At 71.0% G+C, this 15,544-nt stretch carries 16 protein-coding genes and 1 pseudogene; 5 read left to right on the top strand and 12 right to left on the bottom strand.

Features of this window, described 5'->3' with window-relative positions:
- Positions 1–258 precede the first annotated feature (258 nt).
- Positions 259–609, bottom strand: a complete 351-nt coding sequence (locus tag VKA29_RS11450; RefSeq protein WP_324785260.1) for a hypothetical protein — start codon at positions 607–609, stop codon at positions 259–261.
- A gap of 119 nt (positions 610–728) precedes the next feature.
- Positions 729–1,137: pseudogene (locus VKA29_RS11455) on the bottom strand (hypothetical protein).
- 295 nt (positions 1,138–1,432) lie between these two features.
- Between VKA29_RS11455 and VKA29_RS11460 the strand changes: the two are divergent.
- Entirely contained in the window at positions 1,433–1,705 is a 273-nt protein-coding gene (locus VKA29_RS11460) for a hypothetical protein (protein ID WP_324785261.1), read from the top strand.
- Positions 1,702–1,953 (top strand): hypothetical protein, encoded by a 252-nt coding sequence (locus VKA29_RS11465; RefSeq protein WP_324785262.1) that lies wholly within the window; start codon positions 1,702–1,704, stop codon positions 1,951–1,953. The genes VKA29_RS11460 and VKA29_RS11465 overlap by 4 nt, the downstream gene beginning before the upstream one ends.
- 207 nt (positions 1,954–2,160) lie before the next feature.
- Here VKA29_RS11465 and VKA29_RS11470 read toward each other — a convergent pair whose 3' ends face one another.
- The 7 genes from VKA29_RS11470 to VKA29_RS11500 form a co-directional block, all read right to left on the bottom strand.
- Positions 2,161–7,656 (bottom strand): Ig-like domain repeat protein, encoded by a 5,496-nt coding sequence (locus tag VKA29_RS11470; protein WP_324785263.1) that lies wholly within the window; start codon positions 7,654–7,656, stop codon positions 2,161–2,163.
- Positions 7,657–8,314: 658 nt separating this feature from the next.
- Positions 8,315–8,470 carry a DUF7196 family protein gene (locus VKA29_RS11475; protein WP_324785264.1) on the bottom strand — a complete coding sequence of 52 codons (156 nt, stop codon included), beginning with the start codon at positions 8,468–8,470 and terminating at the stop codon, positions 8,315–8,317.
- Between the two features lie 198 nt (positions 8,471–8,668).
- Positions 8,669–8,956: a hypothetical protein gene (locus VKA29_RS11480; RefSeq protein WP_324785265.1), complete on the bottom strand. Its 288-nt coding sequence runs from the start codon at positions 8,954–8,956 to the stop codon at positions 8,669–8,671.
- Positions 8,957–9,058: 102 nt separating this feature from the next.
- On the bottom strand, positions 9,059–10,453 hold the full coding sequence (locus VKA29_RS11485; protein ID WP_324785266.1) for an NAD(P)/FAD-dependent oxidoreductase: 1,395 nt from the start codon (positions 10,451–10,453) through the stop codon (positions 9,059–9,061).
- A 7-nt stretch (positions 10,454–10,460) separates the two neighbouring features.
- Positions 10,461–10,634, bottom strand: coding sequence for a rubredoxin (locus VKA29_RS11490; RefSeq protein ID WP_324785267.1), 174 nt, complete (start codon positions 10,632–10,634; stop codon positions 10,461–10,463).
- A complete protein-coding gene (locus VKA29_RS11495; RefSeq protein ID WP_324785268.1) occupies positions 10,631–10,795 on the bottom strand; it encodes a rubredoxin in 165 nt (54 codons plus the stop codon). The genes VKA29_RS11490 and VKA29_RS11495 overlap by 4 nt, the downstream gene beginning before the upstream one ends.
- Positions 10,795–11,967, bottom strand: coding sequence for an alkane 1-monooxygenase (locus VKA29_RS11500; RefSeq protein ID WP_324785269.1), 1,173 nt, complete (start codon positions 11,965–11,967; stop codon positions 10,795–10,797). The genes VKA29_RS11495 and VKA29_RS11500 overlap by 1 nt, the downstream gene beginning before the upstream one ends.
- A 112-nt stretch (positions 11,968–12,079) precedes the next feature.
- Between VKA29_RS11500 and VKA29_RS11505 the strand changes: the two genes are divergently transcribed.
- Positions 12,080–12,664 (top strand): TetR family transcriptional regulator, encoded by a 585-nt coding sequence (locus VKA29_RS11505; RefSeq protein WP_324785271.1) that lies wholly within the window; start codon positions 12,080–12,082, stop codon positions 12,662–12,664.
- Positions 12,665–12,718: 54 nt separating this feature from the next.
- Here VKA29_RS11505 and VKA29_RS11510 read toward each other — a convergent pair whose 3' ends face one another.
- The 3 genes from VKA29_RS11510 to VKA29_RS11520 form a co-directional block, all read right to left on the bottom strand.
- Positions 12,719–13,654: a hypothetical protein gene (locus tag VKA29_RS11510; protein WP_324785272.1), complete on the bottom strand. Its 936-nt coding sequence runs from the start codon at positions 13,652–13,654 to the stop codon at positions 12,719–12,721.
- A 92-nt stretch (positions 13,655–13,746) separates the two neighbouring features.
- Positions 13,747–14,418 (bottom strand): cytochrome b N-terminal domain-containing protein, encoded by a 672-nt coding sequence (locus VKA29_RS11515; protein WP_324785273.1) that lies wholly within the window; start codon positions 14,416–14,418, stop codon positions 13,747–13,749.
- A gap of 65 nt (positions 14,419–14,483) precedes the next feature.
- A complete protein-coding gene (locus VKA29_RS11520; RefSeq protein WP_324785274.1) occupies positions 14,484–14,672 on the bottom strand; it encodes a hypothetical protein in 189 nt (62 codons plus the stop codon).
- A 195-nt stretch (positions 14,673–14,867) separates the two neighbouring features.
- On the opposite strand from VKA29_RS11520, the gene VKA29_RS11525 reads away from it, so the two are divergent.
- Positions 14,868–15,104, top strand: a complete 237-nt coding sequence (locus VKA29_RS11525; RefSeq protein ID WP_324785275.1) for a DUF6186 family protein — start codon at positions 14,868–14,870, stop codon at positions 15,102–15,104.
- A gap of 85 nt (positions 15,105–15,189) precedes the next feature.
- Positions 15,190–15,531, top strand: coding sequence for a DUF6256 family protein (locus VKA29_RS11530; RefSeq protein ID WP_324785276.1), 342 nt, complete (start codon positions 15,190–15,192; stop codon positions 15,529–15,531).
- Positions 15,532–15,544 lie beyond the last annotated feature (13 nt).

A 15,544-nucleotide genomic window follows, 5' to 3' on the forward strand; every position in this document is an offset into this window, starting at 1 on the left:
CGCATCTCCGTAACGCCCAGACTACGCAGCGTAATTCACCCAGCGCAGCCGGGGCGTGGAATCCCCGGAACCGAAGGCGCTCGGAGGGTCGGGCCTTGTGCGAGTCGGTGGGATGGCACGTGCCGGCTCCGCTGACCGGCGCCATGCGAAGCTGAGGCTTGGCGGGCAGCGGCGCGGCGACCGTGCCGATGCTCGCATCGTCGTTCTGCGCCGGTCCGTACAGCCGCCGGGGGAGCGGCTGTACGGAGTACTTCTGAGCTATGCGCACTGGTTGTGTGAGGGTGCGTTCGAGGAGCTCGTGGACACGGGCGGGGACTGCGGTACCACTCCAGCGACCGCCGCCGTGGGGAAGCTCGCGGCTACAGCGGCCAGGGCGCCCGAGCTCTGGGGAACGTTGACGAGGGTGTTGGTGACCTGGTTCTGGCACCAGACGAAGTTGCCGCTGCCGGTGCTGTTGTTGAGCAAGTACTCGTCCTCAGGGCGATCGAAGGCCGCGGAATTGCCGTTGCTTTCCTCTGATCCGATGAGCGGGTCGGCGACTGCGATACCGCTGAAGAGTACGGAGCTCAGCAGCGTGCCCGAGGCGACCAGGGGAATAAGAGCCTTCATGTCACTTCTCCTAGCAAAGCTGGATTTTGGACAGTTCGGGAAACATCATGGTGATGAATCAGCTGATTTCCCAGCCACCCAAGAGAATGCTCGTCCGGGTCAGTGACCCACGTGGCCCGTCATGAGTAACTTCGCTGACGAACGATCGTTGCCACGGATTGAACCGTGGTTCTTGACCACTTCGAACGGGGCAGGCCGGGCAGGCCGACGCATCGCAAAGTTGTGTCGTCCAGTTCCTCGGCGGGGACCCAGAGTTCGAGGATCGTCCGCCCGCCCGCCTGCTGGACGGGATACCGGCTCAGGAACTCCGACTCGACCTCGAAACGAGTGACGAAGCCGGCGCCATCGTGCTTCACCTTCCAGTCCCAGCGCGATCCTGATCGCGTGGTCCTCGTTGAGGACCGGGTAGAAGATCGGCTGTTCGGGCAGCCGGGGCGGCCATGCGCGCCAGTTCAGTTCCCGCACCAGGTCCAGCTCCTTGGGGCCGGTAGGGCGCCACAGCGTCGTAGTTGCTTCCCGGCTGGTCATGTGCGTCGCCCTCTGAACGTCGGCCGCCGGTACGGCGGGTCGGGAGACCGGACGATACGGGCACCGCGAAGCAGGCAGCCAGACGGCATGCGGCCGGGCTCCCCTCCGAGGCCCGCCCGGACGGCGTGGAGGGTGTGGAACGACCCCCGGAGTACGGGGAAGCGCGGGCTCGTCCACAGTCCGGCCGGCCGGATCCCGCCTCATCCTGGTGACACCCGGACTACGCAGCGTAACTGTCTCAGCGTGAAGCCGGGTCATGGAATCCGATCCGCAGTACTGACCGACGAGGACGCTCATGCCCCCCACACCGCCCCACCCGCACAGCACGACGAGCACCGGCACGACCGGCACCACGACCCCGACCGTGCAGGAGGCCCTCGCCGCCCGTGACGCCCTCGCCTACGCACTGAGCCAGGCAGGCATCCAGCTCCCCGCGATGGACATCCGGACTCCGTGGGCGGACGACCGGGAGGGCGACATCCGGTACGCGCTCGTCCACCTCGGGGTGTGCTCCGCCCCCGTGGCGCTCATGCTCGCGGACGTGATCCTGAAGGGGAGCGGCAAGTGACGGAGGGCGGCAGCGAGGCACCGGGCGGCGGCGAAGTGCCGGATGTCGGCGAGGCCGTCCACGACACCGCCCGCGACCGGGTCGGGAGGGTCATGGGACACGACGGCGCCTGCCTCCGGGTCCGGCCGCTCGGCGGCGGCCCCGCATGGGACGCGGACCCGCGCGACGTGCGAACCCTGAGCCAGGACGAGCTGTTGAGTGCCCTGGTGGCCGAGGCCAACGCCCGCAGCAGGCAGGGCAGCCTCTGACGAAGCCGCCCCGGCAGCACAGCTTCGTCCGGTATCCGAGCCCGGCTCCGCCACCGGATGCCGGCTCGCCGCCCGACTGAACCACGGAAGTGCATCGGGGTGGTGCCGGGGCGGTCGAACGGTCACCGGCCGACAACTCGACGCCCGGCCGCCGTGCGGCCGGGCGTCTCGCTCCTACCTGTTCAGTGCGCGGTCACCGGTGCCGGATCATGGAAGGATCGGGAAGAGGACGAGCGACAGCGGCGCCGTCACGGAGGACGGTGCGTAGCAGCTCGTCCCCGCGAAGGACGCGGTGTAACTCGTCGCCGTGACGATCGTGGCGGCGACCGGCAGCGCAGGCGGTGCAAGTGTCGCCACCCCGCCGGCGTTGGTGAGCGCGGTCCCGAGGACCATGGGTCCCAGTGCCGTGTTCGCCCTGAAGGTGACCAGCTGTCCCGCGAGCGGAGTGGCGCCGGAGGTGACCTTGAGCATGGCCCTCATCGACGGGATGACGAACGTGCCGTTCGTCCGCAGGCGGACCTGCGCCGGGTTCGCCGTCAGCGTCGTGGGAGCCGGGTTCACGGTCAGGTTCGCCGTCGTGGCGGAGGGACTGTTGCAGTTGCTTCCGTTGTAGACGGCGGTCACCGTGCCGCTGGTGCTCGCGGTGGTGTCGACGCAGGCTGTGCCGGCGGCGTTCAGCGGAACGGTCGTGCTGAGTCCGCCGGGGCCGGTGAAGGTGACTGTTCCGGTGGGGGTGCCGCTGCCCGGTGCGACCGTGGTGACCGTGGCGCAGTACGTCACCGGCCGGCTGCACGTCGCGGGGTTGGGACTGACGGTGAGAACGGTGTGGGTCGGCGCGTGGTTCACCGTCACTCCCGTGGTCACCGTGGACGTGGTGAAGCACTCGTCGCCGTTGTAGACAGCCGTGATCGTTCCGCCGGTGAGGCTGCTGGTGGTGACGCAGGCGGTGCCGGCGGCGTTCAGCGGGACGGTCGTGTTCAGCCCCGGGCCGGTGAAGGTGACGGTTCCGGTGGGGGTGCCGCTGCCGGGTGGGGCGGCGGTGACGGTGGCGCAGACGGTGACGGGCTGGCCGCACACGGACGGGTCGGGGTCGACGGTGACGGTGGTGGTGCTGGAGGCTTGGTCGACGGTGACCGGTGCGGTGCCTGTGGAGGAGGAGAAGCATCCGTCGCCGTTGTAGACGGCTGTGACGGTGCCGGTCTGCAGTGTGGTGGAGGTGACGCAGGCGGTGCCGCCCGCGCCCAGTGCCACCGTTTCGTCGAGTCCGCCGGGGCCGGTGAAGGTGACGGTTCCGGTGGGGGTGCCGCTGCCGGGTGCGACGGCGGTGACGGTGGCGCAGACGGTCACCGTCTCACCGCACACCGACGGGTCGGGGTCGACCGTGACGGTGGTGGTGCTGGACGCCTGGTCGACGGTGACCGGTGCGGTGCCCGTGGAGGAGGAGAAGCATCCGTCGCCGTTGTAGACGGCCAGGACCGTTCCGCCGGTCATGCTGCTGGTGGTGACGCAGGCGGTGCCGTCGTCGTTCAGCGGGACGGTCGTGCTCAGTCCGCCGGGGCCGGTGAAGGTGACGGTTCCGGTGGGGGTGCCGCTGCCGGGCGCGACGGCGGTGACGGTGGCGCACACGGTCACGGTCTCGCCGCACACCGACGGGTCCGGGTCGACCGACACCGACACCGCGCTCGGGGCCGCGTTGACCGCGACGTCCACTGTGCCTGTGGAGGAGGAGAAGCATCCGTCGCCGTTGTAGACGGCCGTGACGGTGCCGGATTCCAGCGTGGTGGTCAGGCAGGCGGTGCCGGCGGCGTTCAGCGGGACGGTCGTGCTCAGTCCGCCCGGGGTGGTGAAGGTGATGGTTCCGGTGGGGGTGCCGCTGCCGGGTGGGGCGGCGGTGACGGTGGCGCAGACGGTGACGGGCTGGCCGCACACGGACGGGTCGGGGTCGACGGTGACGGTGGTGGTGCTGGAGGCTTGGTCGACGGTGACCGGTGCGGTGCCTGTGGAGGAGGAGAAGCATCCGTCGCCGTTGTAGACGGCTGTGACGGTGCCGGTTTGCAGTGTGGTGGAGGTCAGGCAGGCGGTGCCGCTCGCGTCCAGTGTCACCGTTACGTCGAGTCCGCCGGGGCCGGTGAAGGTGACGGTTCCGGTGGGGGTGCCGCTGCCGGGTGCGACGGCGGTGACGGTGGCGCAGACGGTCACCGTCTCACCGCACACCGACGGGTCGGGGTCGACGGTGACGGTGGTGGTGCTGGAGGCCTGGTCGACGGTGACCGGTGCGGTGCCCGTGGAGGAGGAGAAGCATCCGTCGCCGTTGTAGACGGCTGTGACGGTGCCGGTTTGCAGTGTGGTGGTGGTGACGCAGGCGGTGCCGCTCGCGTCCAGTGTCACGGTTTCGTCGAGTCCGCCGGGGCCGGTGAAGGTGATGGTTCCGGTGGGGGTGCCGCTGCCGGGTGCGACGGCGGTGACGGTGGCGCAGACGGTCACGGTCTCGCCGCACACGGACGGGTCGGGGTCGACGGTGACGGTGGTGGTGCTGGAGGCTTGGTCGACCGTCAGGCCGAGGCTCTGCGCCGAGCCGGTGAAACAGCTGTCACCGGCGTACACGGCTGTGACGGTGCCGGTTTGCAGCGTGCTGGTGGTGACGCAGGCGGTTCCGTCGGTGTCCAGTGTCACCGTTTCGTCGAGTCCGCCGGGGCCGGTGAAGGTGACGGTTCCGGTCGGGGTGCCGCTGCCCGGTGGGACGGCGGTGACGGTGGCGCACACGGTCACGGTCTCGCCGCACACCGACGGGTCGGGGGTCCCCAGCAACGACACCGCGCTGGACGCGCGATCCACCGTCACGTCGAACACCGCGTCCGTCGCGCCGAAGCATCCGTCGCCACTGTAGGCGGCCAGGTATGTGCCGCTGGTGAGACCGCTGGTGGTCAGGCACGCCCCGCCGTCCGCGTCCAGCGTCACCGTTTCGTCGAGTCCGCCGGGGCCGGTGAAGGTGACGGTTCCGGTCGGGGTGCCGCTGCCGGGTGGGACGGCGGTGACCGTCGCGCAGACGGTCACGGTCTCGCCGCACACGGACGGGTCGGGGTCCACCGACACGGACAACGCGCTCGACGCCGGGCCGACCGCCGCATCCGCCGCGCCGACCGACGCCAGGAAACAGGTGTCGCCGGTGTAGGCGGCGAGGATCGTGCCGCTGACGAGGCTGTCGGTGGTCACGCACGCCGTGCCGGACGCATCCAGCCCCACGCTCTGGATGCTGCCGTCGGGGAGCTGGAAACGGACCGATCCGGTGGGGGTGCCGCTGCCGGGTGCGACGGCGGTGACGGTGGCGCAGACGGTCACTGTCTCGCCGCACACGGACGGGTCGGGGTCGACCGTGACGGTGGTGGTGCTGGTCGCCTGGTCGACGGTCACGTCCAGGGTGCCCGAGGAGGGCAGGAAGCAGTCGTCACCCGTGTAGGAGACGGTGACGGTGCCGGTCTGCAGTGTGGTGGTGGTGACGCAGGCGGTGCCGCTCGCGTCCAGTGTCACCGTTACGTCGAGTCCGCCGGGGGCGGTGAAGGTGACGGTTCCGGTGGGGGTGCCGCTGCCGGGTGGGAGGGCGGTGACGGTGGCGCAGACGGTCACGGTCTCGCCGCACACCGACGGGTCCGGGTCGGCCGACACCGACACCGCGCTCGATGCCGCGTTGACCGCGACGTCCACTGTGCCTGTGGAGGAGGAGAAGCATCCGTCGCCGTTGTAGACGGCTGTGACGGTGCCGGTCTGCAGTGTGGTGGTGGTGACGCAGGCGGTGCCGCTCGCGTCCAGTGTCACGGTTTCGTCGAGTCCGCCGGGGCCGGTGAAGGTGATGGTTCCGGTGGGGGTGCCGCTGCCGGGTGGGAGGGCGGTGACGGTGGCGCAGACGGTGACGGGCTGGCCGCACACCGAGGGGTTCTGGTCGACGGTGACGGTGGTGGTGCTGGAGGCCTGGTCGACGGTGACCGGTGCGGTGCCCGTGGAGGAGGAGAAGCATCCGTCGCCGTTGTAGACGGCTGTGACGGTGCCGGTTTGCAGTGTGGTGGAGGTCAGGCAGGCGGTGCCGCTCGCGTCCAGTGTCACGGTTTCGTCGAGTCCGCCGGGGCCGGTGAAGGTGATGGTTCCGGTGGGGGTGCCGCTGCCGGGTGGGAGGGCGGTGACGGTGGCGCAGACGGTGACGGGCTGGCCGCACACCGAGGGGTTCTGGTCGACCGAGACGGTGGTGGCACTGGCCGCCTGGTCGACGGTCACGTCCAGGGTGCCGATCCACGGCAGGAAACATTCATCACCGTTGTAGACGGCTGTGACGGTGCCGGTTTGCAGTGTGGTGGAGGTCAGGCAGGCGGTGCCGCTCGCGTCCAGTGTCACCGTTTCGTCGAGTCCGCCGGGGCCGGTGAAGGTGACGGTTCCGGTGGGGGTGCCGCTGCCGGGTGCGACGGCGGTGACGGTGGCGCAGACGGTCACGGTCTCGCCGCACACGGACGGGTCGGGGTCGACCGTGACGGTGCCGGTGCTGGTCGCCTGGTCGGCGCTCACGTCCACGGTGCCCGAGGAGGGCAGGAAGCAGTCGTCACCCGTGTAGGAGACGGTGACGGTGCCGGATCCCACCGTGGCGGTGGTGGTGACGCAGGCGGTGCCGCTCGCGTCCAGTGTCACCGTTTCGTCGAGTCCGCCGGGGCCGGTGAAGGCGACGGTTCCGGTGGGGGTGCCGCTGCCCGGTGGGACGGCGGTGACCGTCGCGCACACCGTCACCGTCTCGCCGCACACCAAACGGTGGTCGGGGTCCCTCGACACCGACACCGCGCTCGAGGCCGCGCTGACCGTCACGTCCGCCGTGCCGGTCGCGCTCGCGTAGCACCCGTCGCCCCCGTAGGAGACGGTGACGGTGCCGGTCTCCAGCGTGCTGGTGGTGACGCAGGCGGTGCCGCTCGCGTCCAGTGTCACCGTTTCGTCGAGTCCGCCGGGACCGGTGAAGGTCACCGAACCCGACGGATTGCCGGTGCCCGAGGAGACCGGCGCCACGGTGGCGCACAGTGTGACCGTCTGGCCGCACACCGACGAGGCGGGATCGGCCGAGACGGTGACCGCGACGGGCGCGAGTTCCACGAGGTGCAGTGTCAGGGGGGAGTTGGACCCGTCGAAGTCGGTATCGCCGGTGTAGAAGGCGGCTACCTGGTGCAGGCCGACGCCCAGATCGCCGACGGTGACCTGCGCTTCCCCGCTCTGGGGGTCCACGGGGGCGGTCAGCACCGGGCCGTCGTCGCTGACGATGAAGGACACCGCACCGGTGGGGGATCCGGCGCCCGGCGGGACCGGGGCGACGTGTGCGGTGAGGGTCACCGTCTCCCCGCAGTGCGAGGGTTCGGGGGCGATGGTCAGCGTGGTGGTGGTCTGCGCCAGGGAGACCTCCTGGGTGTCCGCGCCGGTGGACGGGCTGTAGTCGGCGTCGCCCAGGTAGCTGGCCTCCACCCCGTGCAGACCGACGTCGAGCGTGGTCGTGTACTGGGCCTGGCCGCTCGTGTCGAGCACGAGCGTCGTGGCCGGCCCGCCGTCCACGAATAACTCGACGCTGCCGGTGGGGACGGGCCCGCCGGCGACTTCCGGCTGGACGGTGACGGTGAAGGTGACCGACTGGCCGTAGACGGATGGATCCGGTGCCGAAGTCACGGTGGTGGTCGAATTGGCCATGATGGCTCCTTTCGGATGACACACGAAAGCAGGAGATCGGCGTCGCCCGTCTGGTGCGCGGCCGGAGTGCGGGACGTACGCGGGCGCGCCGGTGTGGCGTTCCGGTGATATCCCTTGGCCCGCAAGGGAAGTTCGAGGAATCTCCCGCCGATATCTGCAGTAGGCGCTTCGACCGGGGCATTGAGCCAGAAGGGCGACCGAAATACCACTCGTTCGGCGCAGCGCACTTCGGGGTGCGAGTGGTTTAAAACATTTATCGCGCAACTGGCCGGTGGGCGCCCGTGCGCCGTCACTCGGTGGAGGAACGGTTCTCCTGCTCTGCTGCATTTTTCGGCGTACGGGGCGGGTCGGCGGCGGGCGGGGAGGGGAATTCACACCGGGGCCGGCCGCGGTGATGGTGCGGGGCCGTTCGGGATTCCCGGCGTGCCACGGCATGCCGCAGCCCGTCGGTACACCGGATGTCCGGTGTACCGACGGGCTGCGGTGGGGGTGTCCGTTTTTCTGGCGGCCCTTTTCCGGCGGTCCGTCGGGTGGGACGGGTCGTTGTCGTACTCCGGACCGCCCTGTGCGCCGGCGCGGCACACGGGCCTTGTGCATCCGTGGTGCCCCGCCTGCGCGCACTCGCGGGAGCCGGAGCCTCCCGGCGCCGGCGGAGGACCTACCGGCGGACCGCGGTGATGGAGCCGCGCCCGCCCGCCCTCTTGTTGGCGGCGTCGGCCTCGCTCCGGGTGGGGTACTCGCGCGTGACCCCGTTGGGGAGGACGAGTCGGTAGACGATCGTGGACCGGCCGCCGCCTCCGCAGTTGCATGCCACGGTCTTCCTCCTTCCGTCCGGCCGCATCTTCGGCCGGTCAAGGGGGCCGGGAGAATTCCTGGACAAGGGGAATTCCGGGGCAGGGGACGAGAGGCCGGCCCGTATCCACTATTCCCGGGCGATGTCGCGCCGACACTGGTCACCAATTAATCGTATGAATTACCGGTGGTGGCGGTGCGGCGGATCCTCCCGCACGGATCAGTCGAGCCAGTTGCCGGCCAGACCGGTCAGATAGGAAAGGGTGAGCACCATGGCGCCCGCCTGGTACCAGGTTTCGTCGCCCGCCCAGTAGGCGAGTGCGGTGACGGCGGCGGCGACCCAGACACTGACGCACCATCCGCAACTGACGAGGTACGCCTGCTGGGAATCGTCCCCGAAACGATCGGCGACGCGGGAGCGGAATCGCGCTGCCAGGGCGTCTTTCGTGATGAATCGCGTGACGCGACAGACAGTGCCGAGCGACAGGAGGAATACCAGCGCACTCATGGAGAACATCGTAGGGTTTCCGCTTCCGGGCCCTCTCGCCTTTCCCCGGATTCGCCCGGAGGTCCACGACGGCGGGGACGCCGTACGGGACCGGGCCGAGCCTCACCCCTTGGCGGTGGGCGATCCCGCGGTGCCCGGGGTGCCAGCGGTGCCTGGGGTGCCAGCGGTGCCCGCGCTTACCGCAGTGCCAGTGGCGCCCGCGCTTCCCCCGGCCTCCGGGCGTCCGCCGGTGAGGGCGGCGTGCGGGAGGACCGCCGGTGTGCGGGCCGCGGTTCGGGGCGGGCCGCCGTCATGGCGGGTACGACGGTCGGGGCGGTCGGGGCGGTCAGGGTGGTCAAGGCGGTCGGGGTCGTCGAGGACCGTGCGCAGGGAGCGGAAGTCGTGCGGTCTGCCGGCCGCCACGGCTCCCACCGGGCGTCCGGCCGCGGTCGCCAGGGCGGCGAAGTCGAAGCCGGCGACGTCGCCCTGCACCGCCAGTGCGTCGGCGTCGGCGAGATGACCGGCGATCTGCAGCATGACGCCGTACTGCTCGGTCCACGACCACGGCACCGCGGTGAACGGCGTCCCGGCGCCGAGCATGTTCCGCGCGACGACGGCGGCGTGCTGCCGGGCGTGGTTCCACTGCTCGACGCGCACCCGTCGTCCGAGGAGCGGGTCGGGATACCGGGCCACGTCCCCCGCCGCGAAGACGCGCGGGTCGCCGGTCGCGCCGAGCGCGTCGACGAGGATGCCGTCGTCCACGTCCAGGCCCGCCCGGACGGCCAGTCCGACATCGGGTCGCAGACCGGTGGCGACCAGCACCGTGTGCGCCTGCCAGCTCCGTCCGTCCCGGGCGGTCGCGACGAGCGCGCCGTCCCGTCGGGCGAGCCCGGTGAGCGTGACCCCGGTGTGCACCTGGGTCCCGTGGGCCCGGTGCAGTTCCAGGACGGCATGGCGCAGGCGGGCGGGCAGTACCCGGCGAAGGGGTTCCGCCCCGGCTTCCAGGACGGTGACGTCGAGGCCCGCCGCCCGGGCGCTCGCGGCGGCTTCCAGGCCGAGCAGTCCCGCGCCGATGACCAGCAGCGGGCCGCCGGACTCCAGGTCGGCGCGGAGCGCGGCCACGTCGCCGAGGCCGCGCAGGGTGTGCACGTGTTCGTCCTCGGCGGCGTACGGCAGGGTGCGGGCGCGTCCGCCGGTCGCCAGCAGCAGCCGGTCGTACGGCAGCCGGCTTCCGTCGGCGCATTCCAGGACGCCGCCGGCGATGCCCGTGACCTTCGTGCCGGTGCGCAGTTCGATGCCCAGCTCCTGCCAGGCCGCCGGCGGCTTCAGGCGGAGCCGTTCGGGCGTCAGGACCCGCTTGACGAGGTCCTTGGACAGGGGCGGACGCCGGTACGGGGGATGGGGTTCCTCGCCGACCAGGACGACGCGGCCGTCGAAGCCCTCCTCGCGCAGGGTCAGCGCGGCGGTCGCGCCGGCGATTCCGGTGCCGACGACGGCGATGGTGCGGGGCGTGGTCAAGGGCGTCTCAGGCACGGGACGCCTCGGCCATCCGGAAGTCGGCCTTGGCGGCACCGCAGTCGGGGCACGACCAGTCGTCCGGGATGTCCTCCCAGCGGGTGCCGGGGGCGATGCCCTCCTCGGGCCAGCCCAGCGCCTCGTCGTAGACGAAACCGCACACCAGGCATTCCCAGACCTTCACGTCAGCTCCTCGAAGTCGATCTTCTCGCGGACCCCGCAGTCGGGGCAGGGCCAGTCGTCGGGCACGTCCGCCCAGGCCGTGCCGGCCGGGAACCCCTCGCGAGGGGCGCCGGCGGTCTCGTCGTACACGTAGTCGCAGACCGGGCACAGGTAGCGGCTCATCAGCGGCTCCCGTGGCGGGCGAGGACCCTGTCCCTGGTGCGGGGGTGGATGTTGGCCCGGGTGACCTCGTCGCCGTAGTGGGAGAGGAGCCTGGGGTCCATCACCCGCCGCCACAGCGGTGGCACGACGGCGAGCAGGATCATCCCGGCGTAGCCGGTGGGCAGTTGCGGGGACTCCTCGAAATGGCGCAGGGCCTGGTAGCGCCGGGTGGGGTTGGCGTGGTGGTCGCTGTGCCGCTGCAGGTGGTAGAGGAAGATGTTGGAGGCGATGTCGTCGCTGTTCCAGCTGTGCTGCGGGGTGCAGCGCTCGTAACGGCCCGAAGCGGTCTTCTGCCGCAGCAGCCCGTAGTGCTCCAGGTAGTTGACGACCTCCAGCAGGCAGAAACCGATGACCGCCTGCACCGCCAGGTACGGCAGCACCTCGATCCCGAACGCCGCGGTGAGCGCGGCGAAGAGGGCCGCCGACATCGCCCAGGCGCTGAGCACGTCGTTGTGCGGGCTCCACGGGCTCTTGCCCAGCCGGGCGAGCCGCTGCTTCTCCAGGTGCCAGCCCGAGCGGGCGCTGCCGTACACCGAGCGGGGCAGGAACTCCCAGAAGGACTGGCCCAGTCGGGAACTGGCGGGGTCCTCGGGAGTGGCGACCCGAACGTGGTGGCCGCGGTTGTGCTCGATGTAGAAGTGCCCGTAGCAGGTCTGGGCGAGCGCGATCCGGGCCAGCCAGCGTTCCAGCCCTTCCTTCTTGTGGCCCAGTTCGTGCGCGGTGTTGATGCCGAACCCGGCGACGATGCCGACGGTGACGGTCAGCCCGGCCTTGTCCACGGTCGACAGGCCCCCGTGGGACCACAGCGCGCAGGCCAGCACCAGCCCGGCGTACTGGAGGGGCAGGAACAGGTAGGTGCACCAGCGGTAGTACCGGTCCGATTCCAGCCAGGTGAGGACGCTGTCGGGCGGATTGTCGGAGTCCTTGCCCACCATCAGGTCCACCAGCGGGATCACACCGAAGACGACCGGCGGCAGCAGCCACCAGGAGTAGCCGTCCATGGCCGCGGCCAGTCCCCACGCCGCGAACGGGAAGGCGGGGAGCACCAGTCCGAGCAGCCACAGGTAGCGCTTGCCGTCCCGCCACGTCACCTGCGACGCCGGCGCTCCGAGCGGATGAGCGGCCCCTGCCATGACCCACCTCCATTGCCTCGTTGGACACTTTGGCCGTGAACTGTCCAGAAGCTAGACAGTGTCGAGGAGAGTGTCAATAGAATGGACGGGTGCTCGTTAGGATGGGGGCGAGATGACGCGCTATCGAGAGTCGGTCCGCTCCCTGCTGAAGGAACGGATCCTGGACGCCGCCTACGAGCGGGTCGCGGCCGAGGGCTGGGACCGGCTGAAGATGACCCATGTCGCCACCACCGCGGGAGTGAGCCGGCAGACCGTCTACAACGAGTACGGCTCCAAGTCGGCCATCGGCCAAGCCCTGGTGATGCGCGAGGTGGAACGCTTCCTCACCGGCATACAGGGCCAACTCCTCGCCCACCCCGACGACATGAGGGACGCCATCACCGCCGCCATCGGCTACACCCTGCGCACGGCGGCCGACAACTCGCTGCTCAAGGCCATCCTGACCAGCAGCCGGGGCGGCGACGAGGACCTGCTCGCCCATCTGACGACCCGCTCCGAGCCGCTGCTGGACAGCGCCATCGGGATGCTCACCGGCTACGCGGCGGAAGCCTGGCCCGAGATCGACACCCACTCCCTGGACCTGGCCGTCGAAGCGGTGGTACGCCTGACGGTCAGCCACCTCGTCCAGCCGGTCCTGCCGCCCGACCTCTCCGCGGAGCGCATCGCCGAGATCACCATGCGGGTCGCCCACGCCTGAACCGCGCCGCCCGGGGTCCGCGCGCGGCGGCAGCGGCCGACGACGCGGCACGGGTCATTCACTGCTCCGGTCCGGCCGGTCCGGCCGTTCCGGCCGTTCCGGTCGGTCCGGCCGTTCCGGTCGGTGCGCGCGGTAGTAGTCGCGCCAGACGAGGCGGTGCACGCCGATCCACCGCGGGAGGGAGCGGACGCCCGGGACGAACGGCAACAGGACGAACACCAGGCTGAGCAGCGCCATCAGGGCCCAGACCAGGGCATCGACGTTGCCCGAACTGCTGAACGGCTCGATCTGGTACCACAAGGTGTACAGCCCCAGCCAGGGCTGGCCTGGCCAGTTGCCCGTCTCGTTCATCATCCCCCACTGGTCACTGGCCAGGTGCCGGGCGCGGGCCTGGTGCTCCAGGTAGGCGCCGTCGCCGAGGAAGAGCAGCGGCTTGGTGTAGTCCGTCTGGTAGAAGCGGCCCGCGGTGCGCAGTTGGCCGTCGAGTGCGCCCGCCCGGGCCAGTTGCAGCAGGCGGGCCGTCAGGGCCGGGACGGGCCCGTAGTCCCCTGGCCGGACCTTGCCCGGATCGCCTCCCGGAGCCTTGCCGAGCGCGTCGGCGTAGGCGCCGGCCCACTGCCGCTGCCGCGCGGTGGAGGCGGCGTGCCAGGCGGCCAGCGCGGCGGTGACGGCAGGGGGTTCCGGCGCGTCGGCCAGCGGACGGAGCACGAAGTCGCGTGCGGTGTCGATCGGGATGGTCACCCCGGCGGCGCGCTGAAGGCTCACCGGACCGATCTTCTGCCCGGCACCCGGTGTGTCGTTGTACGGGGGGCCGTAGCGCGCCGTGCCGCTGGTGCGGCCCAGTTCGGCGACGGCGGTGGCGGTGAAGTCGCCCGGCGCGGCCCTCGCCCAGCGCGCCAGGGTGATCGGCTTCTCGTCGGGCGAGGAGAAGATCGCCGCGAGTCCGGCGACGAGCACCGCGGTCACCGCCAGCGCGACGGTGAACTCCATGACCAGGTCGTACGGCCGTTGCGGGAACGAGTCCGGATCGGGGACCGGTGCTCGCCGGCTGCTCCTCCGACGCGGGCGGCCCCGCCGCCCGGTCATCCGGCGCCACCTTCCCCCACCGGCCTCGCCGGCCCCGACTGTCCCACCGGTCCCACCGGTTCGGTGCGGTCGGTGGGTTCGGCGGGGGCCGGCCCGGGTGTGGCCCCGATGGGTGGCACCACCCCGCGCATCCGCACCAGCAGGATGTGCAGCGCCGCCAGCACCGACACGGTCAGGGGCAGCAGCACGATGTGCCACATGAACATCTGGCCGAAGTCGAGGACGTTGAACCAGGCCCCGACCCCCACCGAGTTCAGGCCGTCCTTGGCCTGGTCGGCGATCCACTGGGAGTCGAAGTTCTGCTGCACCAGATAACCGGTCAAGGCGGTACCCATCGAGACGAGGAGGACCACCGCCCCGATGACCCAGGTGAGCGCCCGGCGCCCGCGCCAGGCCGCCATGAAGAACTGCCCCCACAGGTGGACGATCATGAAGAACATGAACAGTTCCACACTCCACAGGTGCAGACTGTTGACGTACCTGCCGACGTCCGAGACGTGCCACCAGGCAGGGCCCTTGAGGGCGAGCACGCAGCCGGTGAGGACGACGACCACCAGGCCGGAGAGCGTGAGGACGCCGAACACGTAGATCCAGGAGGCCACGTACTCCGGCTGGGTGGTGGGCAGCAGTCTCTCCGGGGGGAACGCGCGCAGGGCGCGCCGCCGCACGGCACCGGTCCACCCGCCCGCGCGATCGTCCGGACGCCCCGCGGAGTCCTCTCGCGCCACGCCGCTCACCGCCCCTGCCGGCCACGCGGGAAGGGCAGCAGCAGCGCCAGCACGAAGACGGTCGCCATCAGGGCGAAGACCACGAGGTTCGCGACCGAGATCTGCACCACGCCCCAGTGGAGGTAATGTCCGGCGCCGCTCAGATCCACGGGGGCGGACAGGGCACGCCCCGGGTACGTCGGTCCGTCGGCCATCGCAGCCCCTCTCCCGGAAAGGTCTTCACCCGACGAGGACTACCCGCCGACCGGGACCGTCCCCGACCGCGGCTGCGCCATCCGGCGCAACACTTTCGCCCTCGCGGTCACAGCCCAGGGGCGACCGTCCGGTTGCCGGGGCGGAACCGTGGCGGAGGGCGGCCGGACGGGCATGCATGCGGGAAGGAGGTCGCCGTGGTGAAGCATCCGTTGGCCGGCTATCTGGTCTGGGCGGTCCTGTTCGGTGCCCTGTTCGCCTGGGAGGGGATCGGCCTGCTGCGCAGCGGCGACGCGTTCCCCACCCTCAGTGACGCCCTGCGGGCGGTCATGCGCTTTCCGGCGGGCCGGTGGGCGCTGTTCGCGCTGTGGCTGTGGTTCGGCTGGCACGCCTTCGTCCGCGGGTGGCACTTCCTGCTCAGGGACGGGCAGTGAGACTCGGGCCGGTCCGGATCCCGCCGCCGGCCGTCCGCCGGGGGAGGGACCTGCCCTGATCCCGGTCCGCCTGGACGTCACCCTCATGCTGGTCGGCTATCTGCTGGTCATGGGCTGCCTGGCGTTCGGCCTGCACGTTCTGCGCCGAGGCGCGCGACGGCCCGTTCCCGTGCCCTCCGGTGAACGGGGCTGGCCGGCCCTGATCCGCAAGGTGGCCGGCACCGCCGTCGGCGGCTACCTGCTGCTGATGGCCGTCGTGGTCGGCTACTACCAAGGTGTGGCGCGGGTGGGCGGCCACTTCCTGGCGAGCGCGTTCACCGGCTGTGCGCTGCTGATCGGGACGGCCCTGCCCGTCCTCCTCGCCGCTTCCTGGGTGACTGAAAGGCGCGCGCGGGCTTCTCGGCGCGTCCGCCGCCGGAGGGGATGAGACGGATGACGCG

Source organism: Streptomyces sp. H51, from assembly GCF_035656535.1.
In the GTDB taxonomy this organism is placed as follows: Bacteria; Actinomycetota; Actinomycetes; order Streptomycetales; family Streptomycetaceae; genus Streptomyces.